17 protein-coding genes are annotated in these 15177 nt (G+C 53.9%); 6 read left to right on the top strand and 11 right to left on the bottom strand.

The features are described 5' to 3' along the window. Positions 1 to 563 precede the first annotated feature (563 nt). The 3 genes from DRI82_RS11390 to DRI82_RS11380 all read left to right on the top strand — a co-directional run bounded on the left by DRI82_RS11390 (position 564) and on the right by DRI82_RS11380 (position 2967). Positions 564 to 1778, top strand: coding sequence for an MFS transporter (locus DRI82_RS11390; RefSeq protein ID WP_114193709.1), 1215 nt, complete (start codon positions 564 to 566; stop codon positions 1776 to 1778). An 89-nt stretch (positions 1779 to 1867) separates the two neighbouring features. Continuing rightward, positions 1868 to 2278, top strand: coding sequence for a CidA/LrgA family protein (locus tag DRI82_RS11385; protein ID WP_114193682.1), 411 nt, complete (start codon positions 1868 to 1870; stop codon positions 2276 to 2278). After that, a complete protein-coding gene (locus DRI82_RS11380; RefSeq protein WP_114193680.1) occupies positions 2275 to 2967 on the top strand; it encodes a CidB/LrgB family autolysis modulator in 693 nt (230 codons plus the stop codon). Before DRI82_RS11385 ends, DRI82_RS11380 begins: the two co-directional genes overlap by 4 nt. 140 nt (positions 2968 to 3107) lie before the next feature. Here the strand turns inward: DRI82_RS11380 and flgL are convergent, their stop codons facing one another. From flgL to flgB, 11 genes are all read right to left on the bottom strand, one after another. Beyond that, the gene (gene flgL / locus DRI82_RS11375; protein WP_114193678.1) at positions 3108 to 4064 is read right to left on the bottom strand and encodes a flagellar hook-associated protein FlgL; all 957 of its coding nucleotides are present in this window, start codon (positions 4062 to 4064) and stop codon (positions 3108 to 3110) included. Positions 4065 to 4086: 22 nt separating this feature from the next. After that, positions 4087 to 5754: a flagellar hook-associated protein FlgK gene (gene flgK, locus DRI82_RS11370; protein ID WP_114193676.1), complete on the bottom strand. Its 1668-nt coding sequence runs from the start codon at positions 5752 to 5754 to the stop codon at positions 4087 to 4089. 439 nt (positions 5755 to 6193) lie between these two features. Further along, positions 6194 to 7138, bottom strand: coding sequence for a flagellar assembly peptidoglycan hydrolase FlgJ (gene flgJ / locus DRI82_RS11365; protein WP_114193674.1), 945 nt, complete (start codon positions 7136 to 7138; stop codon positions 6194 to 6196). Next, entirely contained in the window at positions 7138 to 8247 is a 1110-nt protein-coding gene (locus tag DRI82_RS11360; protein WP_425452646.1) for a flagellar basal body P-ring protein FlgI, read from the bottom strand. Before DRI82_RS11360 ends, flgJ begins: the two co-directional genes overlap by 1 nt. A gap of 10 nt (positions 8248 to 8257) precedes the next feature. Beyond that, positions 8258 to 8911, bottom strand: coding sequence for a flagellar basal body L-ring protein FlgH (locus tag DRI82_RS11355; protein ID WP_245956820.1), 654 nt, complete (start codon positions 8909 to 8911; stop codon positions 8258 to 8260). A gap of 114 nt (positions 8912 to 9025) precedes the next feature. Then, complete coding sequence (gene flgG, locus DRI82_RS11350; protein ID WP_114193670.1) at positions 9026 to 9808, bottom strand: flagellar basal-body rod protein FlgG; 783 nt, start codon at positions 9806 to 9808, stop codon at positions 9026 to 9028. Between the two features lie 25 nt (positions 9809 to 9833). Beyond that, positions 9834 to 10589, bottom strand: coding sequence for a flagellar basal body rod protein FlgF (locus DRI82_RS11345; RefSeq protein ID WP_114193668.1), 756 nt, complete (start codon positions 10587 to 10589; stop codon positions 9834 to 9836). A 21-nt stretch (positions 10590 to 10610) separates the two neighbouring features. Continuing rightward, entirely contained in the window at positions 10611 to 11855 is a 1245-nt protein-coding gene (flgE, locus tag DRI82_RS11340) for a flagellar hook protein FlgE (protein WP_114193666.1), read from the bottom strand. Positions 11856 to 11953: 98 nt separating this feature from the next. Then, on the bottom strand, positions 11954 to 12634 hold the full coding sequence (flgD, locus tag DRI82_RS11335; RefSeq protein ID WP_114193664.1) for a flagellar hook assembly protein FlgD: 681 nt from the start codon (positions 12632 to 12634) through the stop codon (positions 11954 to 11956). A gap of 12 nt (positions 12635 to 12646) precedes the next feature. Further along, positions 12647 to 13051 carry a flagellar basal body rod protein FlgC gene (gene flgC, locus DRI82_RS11330; protein ID WP_114193662.1) on the bottom strand — a complete coding sequence of 135 codons (405 nt, stop codon included), beginning with the start codon at positions 13049 to 13051 and terminating at the stop codon, positions 12647 to 12649. Positions 13052 to 13056: 5 nt separating this feature from the next. Next, the gene (gene flgB / locus DRI82_RS11325; RefSeq protein ID WP_114193660.1) at positions 13057 to 13470 is read right to left on the bottom strand and encodes a flagellar basal body rod protein FlgB; all 414 of its coding nucleotides are present in this window, start codon (positions 13468 to 13470) and stop codon (positions 13057 to 13059) included. Positions 13471 to 13635: 165 nt separating this feature from the next. Between flgB and flgA the strand changes: the two genes are divergently transcribed. The 3 genes from flgA to flgN all read left to right on the top strand — a co-directional run bounded on the left by flgA (position 13636) and on the right by flgN (position 15159). Beyond that, the gene (gene flgA / locus DRI82_RS11320; protein ID WP_114193658.1) at positions 13636 to 14304 is read left to right on the top strand and encodes a flagellar basal body P-ring formation chaperone FlgA; all 669 of its coding nucleotides are present in this window, start codon (positions 13636 to 13638) and stop codon (positions 14302 to 14304) included. Between the two features lie 111 nt (positions 14305 to 14415). After that, positions 14416 to 14715: a flagellar biosynthesis anti-sigma factor FlgM gene (gene flgM, locus DRI82_RS11315; RefSeq protein ID WP_114193656.1), complete on the top strand. Its 300-nt coding sequence runs from the start codon at positions 14416 to 14418 to the stop codon at positions 14713 to 14715. A 3-nt stretch (positions 14716 to 14718) separates the two neighbouring features. Beyond that, positions 14719 to 15159 carry a flagellar export chaperone FlgN gene (gene flgN, locus DRI82_RS11310; RefSeq protein ID WP_114193654.1) on the top strand — a complete coding sequence of 147 codons (441 nt, stop codon included), beginning with the start codon at positions 14719 to 14721 and terminating at the stop codon, positions 15157 to 15159. The last annotated feature ends 18 nt before the right edge of the window (positions 15160 to 15177 follow it).

Genomic DNA, 15177 nt, shown 5'->3' with positions numbered 1-15177 from the left:
AAAATGATAATGAATTGAGACAATCTTGATGTTTTCATTTTCTCTTTTGATTATTTCTTTTGTCTTTGACCTTCCCCCGAGCATCATAAATTGCTGAGGGCGGAATGGAGGCAGGGATGAGCCGCCATGGATGGCGGCGAAAGGCGTCCGGCTACAGGGACCTGTAGCCTAAAGCCGGCCCGTCCGCCGCAATGACAACCGAAGGAACCCACGCAGTGGGCAATTTATGCTGCGGAAAGCGCGGGTGCAGGGGGCGCGCTTCGCCCCCTGCTTGATTGCCGATCTTCACATCAGAAGAAAGAAAACCAAGCCAAAGCAATCAACCAACAAAGCCTTCCTTTAACAATCAGATGTAACACTGATATCAACCGAAACCTGCTCAGAATCCGCCCTTAAAAACAAACTCTTCACCGAATACATAACCGAAATTTGCTCCAAAATCGCTTTGAAACAAGCCACTTATACGCAAATAAACACTAAAACGATCAACCGTCAGGGTTGATTAAACCCCTGAATCCGCTATGTTATCCCTCAAGTTTGTCAACTTTCCCAAAGTCCCCACAATGAATGGATTCCCGTCGCTGATTAAAGCGCTGCTCGTTACGTCCCTGATGCTCACCATCGGGCGCGCTATTACCCTGCCGTTTATGACGATTTATCTCGCAGAGCATTTGCAACTGACCACCCAATGGGTCGGGCTGGTGCTGGGTATCAGCCTGACGCTGGCGATATTTACCAGTTTCTATGGCGGGTATCTGGTCGATAAATTCAGTAAGCGACCGCTGATTTTGATCTGTATCGCCCTGTTTTCGATCTCTTTGTTTTTGCTACCGCTCTATGCAAGCAAGCTCTGGGTGATCGTGTTTCTCGCCGTGCTCTATTCAGCCTATTCGATTCTGGGGATCGCGATAAAAGCCTGCTATGCCGATTATCTTCCCGTCGAGCGACGCATCAGGGCATTTTCGGCCAACTACACGCTGGTTAACGTTGGCTGGGCGATCGGGCCTCCTATTGGTGTCTTTGCCGCCACCAGCGACGTGATCTCCCCTTTTGTCATTTCCGGGCTGATTGCCGGACTGGCCGCTGCCGCCCTCGGCTATATGTTCTATCGCTGGGGAATGCCGCAGCCGCTGGTCGATGAACAGATGCCAGTGGCACAACAGCGCCTGACGTTTCGGCAAACCGCCACCATATTGCGCCAGGATAAACGCCTGATTTACTTCACGCTTGGCAGTACGCTGGGTACCATGGTTTTCGCTCAGTTTGCCGGGTACCTGTCGCAATACCTGATTACCGTCGCAGATGCCGACTTCGCCTATAAGGTGATTGGTGCCGTTATGCCGGTGAATGCCGGAATTGTCATTACCTTGCAGTATGTGTTCAGCAAACGCCTGAATCAGCAAAACCTGATGCGTTGGCTGGTTGTAGGCAGCGCGTTTTTCATAGTCGGGTTGGCGGGCTTCATGCTGGCCCAACATTCAATTCCGCTATGGATGCTGGCAATGGCGATTTTTTCTCTGGGAGAGATTATTGTTATTCCCGTGGAGTATCTGTTCATCGACTATATTGCCCCGCCTCATCTGAAAGGCAGTTATTATGGTGTGCAGAATCTCAGTAATCTCGGCGGCGCTCTCATACCCGTGGTCAGTGGTTTTGTGCTGGCGTATACCCTGCCTGAGATGCTGTTTGTGGTGCTGATGTTCGCGACGTTGGTAGGTCTGGCGCTGTTTTGGCGGGGTTATCAATTAGCCAAGACACATGCGGTACCTCACGCATAGCAGACATGGCGTTATTTCATGGTGTGATCGGTAGCACATTTTAATCATTAATTGTATGATGAATGCCTACGTTAATCAGGACATCTTCTATGCGCAATCTGTTGACTCTTTGCTGGCAGTTCATCCGCGCTTTCGCATTGATTTATCTCTGCTTATTTTTAGGTAATGCGATTTCAGCGCTGCTGCCCATCACCATTCCAGGCAGTATTATCGGTATGCTGATCCTCTTTGCCCTGCTCTCTTCGCAAATTCTGCCGCCGAAATGGGTCAAACCCGGTTGCCATTTGCTGATCCGTTATATGGCCCTGTTGTTCGTGCCGATTGGCGTGGGTGTGATGAGTTATTATGACCAATTGCGCAGCCAGTTTGGCCCGTTGGTGGTCTCATGTGCAGTGAGTACGCTCATCGTGATGTTGGTTGTCGCTTACAGTTCCCATTATGTCCACCGCGAGCGCCCGATTGTTGGCAAAGATGTCCCAGGGCCGGAGGACAAACCATGAGCTATATCTGGTGGTCGCTGCCCCTGACGTTGGCGGTCTTTTTTGGTGCACGGAAATTGGCGAAGCGTCTTAAAATGCCGTTGCTTAATCCGCTGTTGGTTTCGATGGTGATTATTATCCCGTTGTTACTGCTGACAAATACGCCATATGCACACTATTTCGCGGGCAGCAAAATACTCAACGATCTTCTGCAACCAGCCGTGGTCGCTTTGGCTTTTCCGTTATATGAGCAACTTCATCAGATCCGCGCACGCTGGAAATCCATTATCAGTATCTGTTTTATCGGCAGCATTACCGCCATGGTCAGTGGCACGGCGATTGCCTTATGGATGGGAGCAACGCCAGAAATTGCCGCCTCGATTCTGCCAAAATCAGTCACAACGCCTATCGCCATGGCGGTTGCCACGTCCATTGGCGGGATCCCGGCAATCAGCGCCGTCTGTGTGATTTTTGTCGGTATTCTTGGTGCGGTATTGGGGCATGCCCTGTTTAATGTCCTCAAGATAACCACGAAGGCGTCCCGTGGTCTGGCGATGGGAACCGCGTCGCACGCCTTGGGAACCGCCCGTTGCGCCGAGATGGATTTTCAGGAAGGGGCGTTCAGTTCATTGGCGCTGGTTATCTGCGGCATTATTACCTCGCTGATGGCACCCTTTGTTTTCCCACTGATGCTGGTTCTGTTTGCGTAGCGGTTAAAATGACCGTGGCAGAAAAAAACGGTATGCCACCCTCAACTTGGTGAGAAAGGGTGACATACCCAAGTAAGTGCACCCGGTTTAAGTACACTTAAAACAGAAACCTGCCGGAGTTCAGGCAGGTCAGTTGCGGATTAGCGGTTTAGTTCAAACAGCGACATACCTTGCATATCAGTGAAAGTTTTATAGGCTGCCTGCAACGCGACCTGCTGAATGGAGTAGGTTGAAATGGCCGCATTCCAGTCAGTATCCTGCAATGCACTGAGCTGATTTTTATTGGTCAGGGTACGATCGCTGCCGATGCTGTCCAACGTGTCCAGCTCATTCATCTGGGTACCCAGTTCAGCCCGCACCGTCAGCACGTTATTGAGCGAATTACTCATTCCCCGGTTGGCTTTATCCATGGCGGCACTGTATTCCTCAGGCGTAGTATCAGCCTGTGGTTTTTTCAATGCCGCCAATACGCCATCGATCGTTTTGAACATATCACTTTCACCCGCAGTACCGTCTGGCTCTTTGAGCGCATTCCCCGTCACTGACAGGAAAACATCGGTACCCGTATGGCTGACGGTCATCGTTCGGCTGGCATCGACTTTTTGCTGGATGGCCTGTTCCCCACCTTTGTAGCTAACGTTACCGTCTTTATCCGTGACAAAGGGAGCCGAGTCACTTTTATAACCTGCGAAGATGAAGCGGCCATTGCCGTCGGTACTGTTGGCAATATTGGCTAACTGGTCTTTCAGCCCCTGCAATTTGGTAGCCAGCGACGCTCGGTCATCGTCACTCTGCGAGCCGTTGCCCGCTTCAACAATCAGCGCCTGAACACCTTGGATAGTCGTTGTCGCGTTTCCCAGAATCGACTCTTCCAGACTCATATTTTGATTGGCAAACGTACGCGCCAGCGTGTACTGGTTATTTTGCGCCTGCGACTGAATGGTCATCACCGCCTGGGACGCGGCCATGGGGTCGTCTGACGGTTTGTTCACCCGCAACCCTGTAGAAAGTTGCAGACCGGCATCGAGCCATTTCGACTGGCTGTTGGCAATGCCATTCATGTTTTGCTGATACAGCATGCTGGTGCTGAAACGCATGGTGTCAGGTCCTTATAAGTTGTTAGGCGCGGAGATCCATCAGCGCATTGAACAGGGTCGACGCGGTCTGAATAACCTGAGCGTTGGCGAGGTAATATTGCTGATAACGTTGCAAATCGCCGTACTCTTCGTTGAGATTGACCCCGGAAATAGATTGCTGCTGGTTGCTCAACTGCGTCACGATATTGGTCTGTGTCGTGCTGTTGACTTTGGCAGTGCTGGTCTGATTACCCACGCTGCTGACCAGACTGGCATACGCAGCAGTCAGTGTGGATTTGCCTTGCACGACTTTGGCCGTTTGCAGATCCAACATTTTCTGCGCATTGCGGTTGTCGCTCACGCCACCGTCTTCTTCAGAGGCTGCGGCGATTTTTGCCGAGTCTGAGATCTCAACTTTCAAGTTGGTCGCTGCGTTGGTGACCGTTTTCACGGTGAAGCTGTCACCCTTTTTGGCTGCGGTTGCATCCGAAACCGTGACATTCAGTCCATCAAAACTGAGTGTTGGCTTGCCGTTTGCATCCATACCCGTCGTTGCTTTGATGTTGGCATTGTCTGAAATACGCGTGACCTGCCAATTACTGCCGTCGAAGGACATCTTGTAATCGCTGGCCTGAACTTTTGCGGTATCCGTGTAAGCAACTGACAGCGACGCCATTCCGGTATTTTTGGCATTAGGGATCGTTGAGGGGTCGCTGAAGCTGAAGAAAGCCTCGCCTTTGTCGCCATTCAGATCGTATCCCGCTTCCTGCACTTTGTTAAAGCTGTCTGCCATCGTGAGGGCAATCTGGCCGAGTTGATTTCTGGCGGGATCCAGGGATTGCGTGCGGAAGTTCAATATTCCGCCGAGAGTGCCGGTAGTGATACGGTTTTCTGCGATTTCAATCGGCTGCGAAGCGCCGTTGTTGATGTAACCCACGGTGATGCGGTTTGGATCGCTGCTCGATTGCAACGCCTGCAAACTGTAGGAGTTGGTACCCTGCACCAGCACGGTACCGTCGGCAAAAGCGACGTTATACGCATCGCCATCCTGTTGGGTGACGGTTACGCCAACCAGTTTATTAAGATTGCTGACCAGTTCATCACGCTGATCCAGCAGGGCATTCGGTTCTACGCCGCCGCTGCTTCCGCGCGTCCGGGTAATCTGGTCGTTGAGTTTGGCGATTTGCTGCGAGTAATTGTTGATTTGCGCGACCGTGTCGGTGATTTGCTGGTTCACACCGCTGTCGAGATCGCTTAAATATTTGTCCGAGCTCTGGAATTGGTTAACCAGCCCTTGCGCTTTGCCGATGACGGTTTGACGCGCAGCGGTATCGTCAGCGGCACTGGTCATGCTCTGGATGCTGCTAAAAAAGCTCTGCAACGTTGACGACAGGTTGTTGGTGGTATCCGACAGTAAATCATCAATCTGCGACACTTGATTGTAATAGCTGGTCAAGCTGCTGCTTTTGGTTTCAGCATTGCGTAACTGATTGACCACAAACTGGTTGTACTCGCGATTGATACCCGTCACCGTAACCCCGTTACCGATATAACCTTGCATGGAGCTGGATCCTGATGCCTGTGAAATGATGGCATTCTGGCGGTTATAACCCGCAGTGGTGGCGTTACTGATATTGTTGCTGACCGTGCTGAGTGCCGCCTGCGCTGCATTCAGTCCGCTCATCGCCGTATTGATTAAGCTGTTGGACATAGTAAATCCTTTGACTGCCAGCGCCTGTTCAGCGTCACCGGCTGCGTGTTAAACGGTGCTGAGATGAGAGCCATGCCCGATCCAGCCTGACTCAGTTATCGGTAAGAGCCTTAAAAACTTGAGGAAAAAATCACGCGATTTGTTTAACCCGGAACAAAGGCGTAGCGAGCTATCGTCTCATCAAGATCGAGATACACGGGTCTACCCGCAGGCGAGGCATCCCTCCGGGAACCTCATCCTACGGCTCCCCCTAAAATGTGACATTGTAAAATGCAAAACCTGGAATTATTTTGCCTTTGACTGCCAATCTAAAGGGCGTAGCGAGCTAAGCCAATGTGGGTGCGTACAGCGCGCAGTAACCGGAGTGGACACAAGGTCCATGAGGATTACGAGCACTGCACAAGCCCGCAGTGGCGACGCGCAGTAGCCATCCCCCTCACTAGAAGAGGGTGTGGAGATCGTAGGCTCGTACTGCCTTGCTGCTGGTATCCTTCATTTGCTGAATCAGATTCACCAGCTTCTTGGCATACAGCGGATCCGTCGCATAGCCCGCTGCTTGCAGCGCATGCGCAGCTTGTTCTGGCGTATTTGCGGCAGCAACCTGTGCGTAGCGCGGATTGTTGGTCAGGAGTTTTACGTAATCCGCGATGGCCTCGACGTAAGAACCGTAAACGCGGAAACTGGCTTTCACTTTCTTCGCCACGCCGTTTGAGAATTCGGTGGTGGTGATTTCTGTGCTGTCACCCTGCCAGTTGCTGCCCGCTTTTATGCCAAACAGGTTGTAACTGGGTTTTCCGTCAGCGGTCGGGATTTCGCGTTGTCCCCAGCCCGACTCCAATGCAGCCTGCGCCATAATCAGTTGGTGCGGAATGCCGCTCTGCTGGCTGGCTAGCTGTGCCGGGATCGTCAGGCGTGAAACAAATTCGCCATTGCTCCGGGCGGCATTCATGCCCCCTGCCGTTCTGTCCGGTGCCGAAGGAATGGCTTTGCGCATCATCTGGTCCAGCGCTTGCAGCGGCAAGGTTTGCAGCACGTCATTGTCCAGTGCCATCGGTACGGTTCCCGCGGTTTCACTGGGCGCAGGATGATTGCCGGATAGCTGTTTCACCATCATGTCGGCCATACCCAGCCCTTTTTCAGACATCTGTTGGGCGATTTGCTGATCGTACATGGAGGTATAGAGTTGTGTCTGATCGCTGCTGAGGATCCCATCTTTCGGCAGTGCTGCGCGCATGCTTTTCAACATCATCTGCACAAACACCCCTTCAAACTGCTGTGCGACCTGTTTCAGGTGCGCCTGAGGATCTTTGCCAACGTCACGTTTCAAGGCATTCAATGACTGCGCATCCCAGGCGGCGCTGGACAGCGAACTGATATCACTCATTAGATAATTTCCAAATCGGCACGCAGGCAGCCCGCGGTTTTCATCGCTTGCAGGATAGACATCAAATCGATCGGTGTTGCCCCCAGCGCATTCAGCGTGCGGACGACATTGTTCAGGCTGGCACTCGACTGAACCTGTTGCAGTGAGCCGCCTTGCTGGCGCACAGAGATTTGGGTATTCGGGGTGACAACGGTCTGCCCACCACCAAAAGGGGTGTCCGGCTGGCTGACGATATTTTGCTGATCGACCACCACAGAGAGATTTCCTTGCGCCACCGCGCAGCTATCGAGCGTTACATCACGGTTCATGACCACAGAACCGGTACGCGAGTTGATGATCACCTTGGCATCCATCGGGCCGACAGTGACATTGATGTTCTGGATATCAGCAAGGAAGCGAACCTGCGAGCTGTTGCCGCGAGGAACCAGAACCTGGATGGTGCGCGAGTCAAGGGGCGATGCGGTACCTATGCCGCGTTGGCGGTTGATCGCATCACTTACCTGCTGGGCGAGCGAGAAATCGTCCGTGTTCAATTGCAGGTTGATCACCCCTTCTGTACCGAACGTCGTCGGCAATTCACGTTCGATGGTTGCACCATTGGTCACGCGCCCACCGGCCAGTTGGTTGACCTGCACACTGCTGCCACCAGCAGACGCGCCTGCGCCACCCACCAGCACGTTACCCTGTGCCAGCGCATAAACCTGATTATCGACACCTTTCAACGGCGTCATCAGCAGCGTACCGCCGCGCAGGCTTTTGGCGTTGCCCATTGATGAGACGACGATATCGATCTGTTGACCGGCACGCGAGAACGGCGGCAGTTTGGCCGTGACCATCACCGCCGCAACGTTCTTCAATTGCATGTTGGTTCCGGCAGGCACGGTGATCCCCAGTTGCGAGAGCATGTTATTCAGGCTTTGCGTGGTAAATGGGGTTTGCATGGTCTGGTCGCCGGAGCCATCCAGCCCGACCACCAGCCCGTAGCCAATCAGGGCATTGTCACGCACGCCCTGAACAGACACCAGATCGCGGATACGTTCCGCCCCGGCTTGAAAAGAGATCAGTGCCGTCAAGGCCAAAGTGAATCCGATCATGAGTTGTTTACACATGGAAAGCCTCTTAGAACGGCGAAACGTTGAGGAAGAATCGCTGCATCCAGCCCATGTTCTGAGCTTCATTGATATAACCGTTACCCACATATTCAATGCGCGCATCGGCCACCTGGGTTGAAACCACTGCGTTGGCACCGCTGATGGTGCGCGGATTGACAACTCCGGAGAAACGAATGAACTCGGTGCCCTGGTTGATGGCGATCTGTTTTTCGCCCACCACGTGCAGGTTACCGTTCGCCAGAACCTGATTGACCGTGACCGTCAGTGTCCCGCTGAAGGTGTTGTTGGCATTTGCCCCGCCCTTGCCACCGAAAGTGTTTTCGCCTTTGATGTCCAGCGCGGCGCGGTCATTGCCAAACAGTCCTTCGAGGTAACGCGGTGTGGTATCCAGACCAAAAGTGGAACTGCCATTGCGGCTGGCATTGGCTGAAGAGCTTTTGCTGGCGCTGACGTTCTCTTGCAATACGATAGTCAATGTGTCGCCAACGTTACGTGGTCGACGATCCTCAAACAGTGGCTGATAACCGTAGTTCATCGGTTGTACCGTCTGGAAAATCGATCCATTGGGTACGGCTGCCGTTGCCGGGGCCGGTTGCGCCGACGTGCTGCCGTCAACCAGCGGCGCATGGGGAATGTAGGCGCAGCCGTTGATAATCATCATCAGCAGCGGCGTAGTCAGCCAAACTTTATCGATCAACACAGATTTCGCCTTAACGTGTTCTTAGGGAACAGCATAATTCTGCCGGAAGGAATAAATCCTCCCGGCGGGTTTACCTTACAACTGGGTCAGTTTTTGCAGCATTTGATCGGAGGTAGAAACCGCTTTGCTGTTGATTTCATAGGCGCGTTGGGTCTGGATCATGTTGACCAGTTCTTCTGCCACGTTGACGTTGGACGTTTCAACATAACCTTGATACAGCAGTCCTGCGCCATTCAGGCCCGGCGTGCTTTCTGTCGGCGCGCCTGAACCTTCGGTTTCCTGATAGAGGTTTTCGCCGACACTCTCGAGACCACTGTCATTGATAAAGGTGGTCAACGTTAACTGCCCGACCTGCTGTGCCGCGGTTTGCCCCTGTTGGGTAACGCTGACAATGCCGTCACGGCCGACCGTGATCGACAGGGCATTGGCCGGAATGGTGATAGCAGGCTGAACCTGAAAACCGCTGGAGGTGACCAGTTGGCCGTTCTGATCGACCTGGAAAGATCCATCGCGGGTGTAGGCCAGCGTGCCGTCCGGCATCTGCACCTGAAAGAAGCCCTGGCCCTTGATGGCGATATCTTTGCTGTTACTGGTCTCAGACAAATTGCCCTGACTGTGCAGGCGCTCAGTCGCCACTGGCCGTACACCGGTACCGATTTGCAGGCCGGACGGCAGAGTGGTTTGCTCGGAGGATTGGGCACCCGGTTGACGCACGGTTTGGTACAGCAGATCCTCAAACACGGCGCGCTGGAGTTTGAAACCATTGGTGCTGACGTTTGCCAGGTTATTGGCGATCACGTCCATGTTGGTCTGCTGGGCATCCAGACCGGTTTTGGCGATCCATAGTGATGGAATCATGACTCGTTCCTCTGCGCCTTCGCGCTTAACTCATGGCTAACAGTTGGTTAGCGCGCTGTTCGTTTTCATCTACGCTGTGGATGACTTTCATCTGCATTTCAAAGCGTCGGGCGTTGGCGATCATGTCTACCATGGTCTCAACCGGTTTTACGTTGCTGCCTTCGATCACGCCGGGCATCACCCGGAGTGATGGGTCATTCTGCAATGTGTTACCGCGCTGCTGTTGCGTGGCCGCCGTCAGGTGGAACAGGCCGTCATCGCCACGCTGCAATTCATTGCCGGTGGCATTAACCAATTTCAGGCGACCAATCTGTGCCACGGTAGTCGGTGGATCACCGGGATTCAGCCCAGTGATGGTGCCATCTGCGGCAATGGTCAGTTCAGCCTGCGGCGGAATTTCGATAGGACCGTTGTCTCCCATCAGCGGCATACCCTGCACCGTCAATTGGCTATTGGCGTTGATCTGAATATTCCCGTTGCGGGTATAAGCTTCCGTGCCGTCAGCCAATTGCACGGCCAAAAAACCGTCCTGTTGCAGTGCCACATCAAGCGGGCGCCCGGTGTAATCCAGCGCACCCTGACGCGTGTCCGACCCCGGCGTGGAGGCCGTGACCAGCGTGCGGGTCGGCAGCGATTGGCCGTTTACCGGCACGGCACGCAGCGCCGACAATTGCGCACGAAAACCGGGCGTTGAGGCGTTGGCCAGATTGTTGGCCGTGACCGCCTGCTGGTTGAGCGTCTGGCTTGCTGCGCCCATCGCCGTATAAATTGCGTGATCCATTGTCCTGTCCCATCAGCGCGATTAACGCAGGTTAACCAGCGTTTGCAGGATCTGATCCTGAGTCTTGATGGTTTGCGCATTCGATTGGTAGTTACGCTGTGCCACGATCATATTCACCAATTCTTTACTCAGGTCGACGTTGGACGACTCCAGCGCACCGCTGGTCAACGTGCCGAAGCTGCCGCTGTTCGCCAGGCCGGTGATTGCCTGACCTGAACTTTGGGTCGCCTGCCAGACGTTGTTGCCCTGCGACGCCAGACCTTCCGGGTTGGCAAAGTTGCTGAGAACGATTTGTCCCAACAACTGTGTCTGTTGGTTGGAGTAGATCCCTTCCAGCGTGCCATCTTCGTTAATCTGATAACCGATCAACTGGCCTGCGGTGTAGCCGTTTTGGGTCAGCGATCCCACGTTGTCGCTGGTGTTCTGCTGGATGCTGCTGGCAAAACTCAGTGCAACTGTCTGACCGGCTGCAGAGCCGTTTACCGGATCAACCGGCAGGTTCAGCGTGAAGGCCGGATCGGAGACCGCACCCGTGGCATCCGACGTACTGGCCAGCGTACCGTTCGGGTTGAAGGTCATGCTGCCGATTTTTTGCTGGTTCGAGGTCGGAAGGCTGGTGTCATCAGAACGGATGTCCCACTGGTTCGATGCCGTCTTGATGAAATAGATATTGTTATTGTGCGCATTACCCAACGAGTCATAGACGGTAATGGTGTTTTTGTAGCTGTAGCTGTTGGCGTTATTGATATCAAACGGCGTAGTGGTGCTATCAATAATGTCGTGGGTCGAGTTCAGGTTGGCGACCATGGTGGCGGTCGACGTTGGTTTGGCGGAGATCATTGTGGCCGGTACGCTCAATGGCACGGGTTGTGCGCCCTGCTGGATCGTCGGCGGTGATCCCGCAGCCGGGAACCCGGTTACGCTCAGGCCCTGCATATTGATCAGATTACGGTTTTCGTCCAGTTTGAACTGGCCGTTACGCGAATAGAAGATCCCGCCGCTGCTGTCTTGCAGGCGGAAAAATCCGTTATTGCTGATAGCGACATCCAACCCCCGGTTGGTGGTCGTGGTGGTGCCATCGGTAAAGTCCTGCATGACGCCAGCCACTTTCACGCCCAGACCGACTTTGGAACCCGCGAACATGTCAGCAAAGGAAACGCTGGAAGATTTGAAACCAGACGTGGCTGAGTTGGCAATGTTATTACCGATAACATCCAGATTGCTTGCTGCCGCATTGAGGCCGCTGACTGCTTGAGAAAAGCCCATGTTTCTCTCCGTTTAAATAGAGGTGCAAGACCTGCCTTCACGCGGCGGTCTTGCAGTAACAGACCGGGGATCCCTGCCTGTAAAAAGGTTTTGCCGCGTTACAGAATCTGCCGGATATCATCCAGCGTGCTGGTGCCATATACGCCCAGATCCAGCACGGCGCCGCTGCTGTCTTTGGTCACGCCATTGACCAGCGCATATTGCAGGGGTTGAACAACCATCTGTTCACCGTTGCCGGAGGCGTTGAAATTGATGGTATAAGAGCCATCCGGCGCGTTGGTGCCATCTTCCAGTTTCCCGTCCCAACTGTAGGTGTGGACGCCCGCACTCTGCCCGCCCAGATTGAGGTTGCGCACGACTTTACCAGTGGCATCGGTGATGGTGGCACTGACGCTGTCGGCACTTCTCTCCAATTCGAGTCCCAACGGCGTGGTACTGACGATCCCTTCTTTGCTGCCGACCAGAATGGTTTTACCCGGGATCATTACGCCGTGGCCGATCAGGGTCGTGGCTTGCAATGATTGATTGTTGTTGATCTGACCGGAAATGGCACCGAGCGTGGTGTTGAGTTTTTCAATACCGCTCACCGTGTTGATCTGCGCCAACTGCGTGGTCAACTCGTTGTTTTCCATGGGGTTGGTAGGATCCTGATTCTTGAGTTGCGCTACCAATAACGTCAGGAAGCTGCTTTGTAGATCTTCACTGGTGCTGGTGGTTTTGCTGGCAGCCGATACCGCAGTGTTATCTGTAGACTCATTGACTTTGGTAATGATCGACATGGTTATCTCCGGTTACTGGCCCAGGGTGAGGGTTTTGAGCATCATCGATTTGGTGGTATTGAGCACTTCCACGTTGGCCTGATAGCTGCGTGAGGCGGAGATGGTATTGACCATTTCACCCACCACATCCACGTTCGGCATTCTGACGTAGCCTTTGGCATCGGCCAGCGGGTTGCCCGGTTGATAGACCATGCGATCCGGTGCCGTGGAGTCGACAACCTGTGCCACGCGAACACCGCCCGTCTCCTGGCCGGGTGCCGCAGCAACCTGAAAAACCACTTCTTTTGCGCGATAAGGCTGGCCGTCCGGTCCGGTCACGCTGTCGGCATTGGCCATGTTGCTGGCACTGACGTTCATACGTTGTGACTGGGCGGAAAGTGCCGAACCGGAAATATCAAAAATATTAAGCAGCGACATGCGCCTTATCCTTGTTGCAGTACCGACATCATCCCTTTGATCTGACCGCTCATCACCGTCAGGCTGGTTTGGTATTTCAGGCTGTTATCCGCGAAGTTAGTACGCTCGCGATCCATGTCGACCGTGTTGCCGTCCAGTGCCGGTTGATCCGGTACGCGGAACAGCAGATCCAGATCCGGTGGCTGGGTATTTTGCGCCGGGATATGGCGAGTCGACGTCAGGTTGAGAGACATGCCGCTACCGCTGGCGCGCCCTTGCTCCATCACTTTGTTCAGTTGGCTGGCAAAATCGATGTCACGCGCCTGATAACCGGGGGTATCGGCATTGGCGATGTTTGCTGCCAGAATTTCCTGACGCTGGGCGCGCAGATTGAGCGCCTCTTGTTGAAAGTGCAGAGCCGCGTCCAATTTATCGAGCATGCTCCCTCCGCAAGGTTAGAATTTGGAGCCGACAGCATAAACGCCCGTCATGCCAGCCCATCGCGGGAATAAGCGCAAAATGCCCCGCTATTTGTCCCCTTGAGCAAAACCCGGACGCGGTAAACTGGATCATGAGTGAGATAACAGGTGAGTGCTGGAATGACCATGCGAACAGGTTCTGGGGTGGTGTTTTTGCTGGCGACGGGGGTGATGACGGCCTGCGTGCCGGTGATGGCTGCCGACCTCGATAGCCAGATTGCCGCGTTTTTCAGCCAGCACTATGCCAACAGTACAGTGCAGGTCAAAACACAGGTCATTACGCCACAGGAGCAGTGGCCAGTTTGTGTCGATCCGCAGATCTCGCTGCCAGCCAACGGCCGCGCGTGGGGTCGGTTATCGCTATCGGTACGCTGTGCAGAGGTGCGGCGCTTCGTGCAAACCGAGGTGCAAGTCACCGGGAATTACTGGGTTGCCGCGCACTCGATCCACAGTGGCAGCGCTCTGGCCTTGGCTGATTTGCAGCAGAAGACGGGTCGTCTGGACACCCTGCCGGTTCGCGTCGTCTTGAACGCCAAACAGGCTTTGGGCGCGGTGAGTTTACGTAATATCAACCCCGGCCAGCCGCTGACCTTTACGATGATCCGCCGTGCGTGGGTCATTCGCGCTGGGCAAAACGTTCAGGTATTGGCGCAGGGTTCGGGTTTCAATGCCTCCAGTTCAGGCAAGGCCATGAACAATGCTGCCGCCGAAGACAATGTCCGGGTCAGAATGGCTTCAGGGCAAATCGTCAACGGCGTGGCCAGTGAAGACGGTTCAATCCGCCTGATGCTGTAATTTTTTACCCATGCACAATAAATTAAAGTTATCTGACAACCTGTCGATAATATTCTACAGAGAGTCATTCGCGGGTTCGTCAGGTCAGTCCCGCCATTTTGGGAGAACACTATGAGTATCGATCGTACTCAGCCCCTGCAGCCGGTCACTCAGGTGCAGTCGCGAGAGAATACAGAATCGGCCATACAGTCACGCAAAGCCAGGAGCGAAGTCAAAACCGACGCTCAGGGTACGCAGGTCAGCCTCAGTGCAGCGCAATCCAGCCTGATGAAACCGGGGTCGCAAGATATTGATATGAAAAGAGTGGAAGAGCTTAAAACCGCTATTCGCACCGGGCAGTTGACCATGGATACCGGTAAGATTGCTGATGCGCTGCTGCGTGATACCCAGGACTTTCTGAAAGGTAATTAATGCATGCCGTCATTAGCTGAAGCCCTGAACGCACTCCTTGAAACGCTTAACGCTCTCGACAGTACGGTGAATGCGGAGCAAACGCTGCTGTGCTCCGGGCTGGTCAATGGCGTGGCACTACAGCGTATTACCGAACAAAAAAGTTCGTTGCTGACCACCCTGGATTATCAAAACCAGCAGCGCCAACTTGCCGAAAAAGAGCAGCGCGTCAGTGCGCCTTATGCTGCCCAGCGATCGCTCGTCCCGCTTTGGCAGGAGATACAGCGGCTCACGGCAACGCTCAATCAGCGTAATCAACATAATGGTTTATTGCTGGAGCAGCAGATTATCCGCAACAGCGAAGCGTTGACGGTTCTCAATACCCGGGTGGGACAAAACACCCTGTATGGACCCAATGGTCAATCGCGGGGTGCGGGAATTCCAGGTCGCAAGATCAGTATTTAACCGTTTCACGGCACGCCA

It is taken from the genome of Edaphovirga cremea, assembly GCF_003332275.1.
GTDB classification, from domain to species: Bacteria; Pseudomonadota; Gammaproteobacteria; order Enterobacterales; family Enterobacteriaceae; genus Edaphovirga; species Edaphovirga cremea.
Note: the sequence above shows the minus strand (reverse complement) of the source record. Positions and strands in the feature narration are given on the sequence as shown.

Excerpts from the sequence above, each read along its gene's own strand:
- DRI82_RS11390 (WP_114193709.1), top strand. The coding sequence starts at position 564 with ATGAATGGATTCCCGTCGCTGATTAAAGCGCTGCTCGTTACGTCCCTG.
- DRI82_RS11385 (WP_114193682.1), top strand. The coding sequence starts at position 1,868 with ATGCGCAATCTGTTGACTCTTTGCTGGCAGTTCATCCGCGCTTTCGCA.
- DRI82_RS11380 (WP_114193680.1), top strand. The coding sequence starts at position 2,275 with ATGAGCTATATCTGGTGGTCGCTGCCCCTGACGTTGGCGGTCTTTTTT.
- flgL (WP_114193678.1), bottom strand. The coding sequence starts at position 4,064 with ATGCGTTTCAGCACCAGCATGCTGTATCAGCAAAACATGAATGGCATT.
- flgK (WP_114193676.1), bottom strand. The coding sequence starts at position 5,754 with ATGTCCAACAGCTTAATCAATACGGCGATGAGCGGACTGAATGCAGCG.
- flgJ (WP_114193674.1), bottom strand. The coding sequence starts at position 7,138 with ATGAGTGATATCAGTTCGCTGTCCAGCGCCGCCTGGGATGCGCAGTCA.
- DRI82_RS11360 (WP_425452646.1), bottom strand. The coding sequence starts at position 8,247 with ATGTGTAAACAACTCATGATCGGATTCACTTTGGCCTTGACGGCACTG.
- DRI82_RS11355 (WP_245956820.1), bottom strand. The coding sequence starts at position 8,911 with ATGATGATTATCAACGGCTGCGCCTACATTCCCCATGCGCCGCTGGTT.
- flgG (WP_114193670.1), bottom strand. The coding sequence starts at position 9,808 with ATGATTCCATCACTATGGATCGCCAAAACCGGTCTGGATGCCCAGCAG.
- DRI82_RS11345 (WP_114193668.1), bottom strand. The coding sequence starts at position 10,589 with ATGGATCACGCAATTTATACGGCGATGGGCGCAGCAAGCCAGACGCTC.
- flgE (WP_114193666.1), bottom strand. The coding sequence starts at position 11,855 with ATGGGCTTTTCTCAAGCAGTCAGCGGCCTCAATGCGGCAGCAAGCAAT.
- flgD (WP_114193664.1), bottom strand. The coding sequence starts at position 12,634 with ATGTCGATCATTACCAAAGTCAATGAGTCTACAGATAACACTGCGGTA.
- flgC (WP_114193662.1), bottom strand. The coding sequence starts at position 13,051 with ATGTCGCTGCTTAATATTTTTGATATTTCCGGTTCGGCACTTTCCGCC.
- flgB (WP_114193660.1), bottom strand. The coding sequence starts at position 13,470 with ATGCTCGATAAATTGGACGCGGCTCTGCACTTTCAACAAGAGGCGCTC.
- flgA (WP_114193658.1), top strand. The coding sequence starts at position 13,636 with ATGCGAACAGGTTCTGGGGTGGTGTTTTTGCTGGCGACGGGGGTGATG.
- flgM (WP_114193656.1), top strand. The coding sequence starts at position 14,416 with ATGAGTATCGATCGTACTCAGCCCCTGCAGCCGGTCACTCAGGTGCAG.
- flgN (WP_114193654.1), top strand. The coding sequence starts at position 14,719 with ATGCCGTCATTAGCTGAAGCCCTGAACGCACTCCTTGAAACGCTTAAC.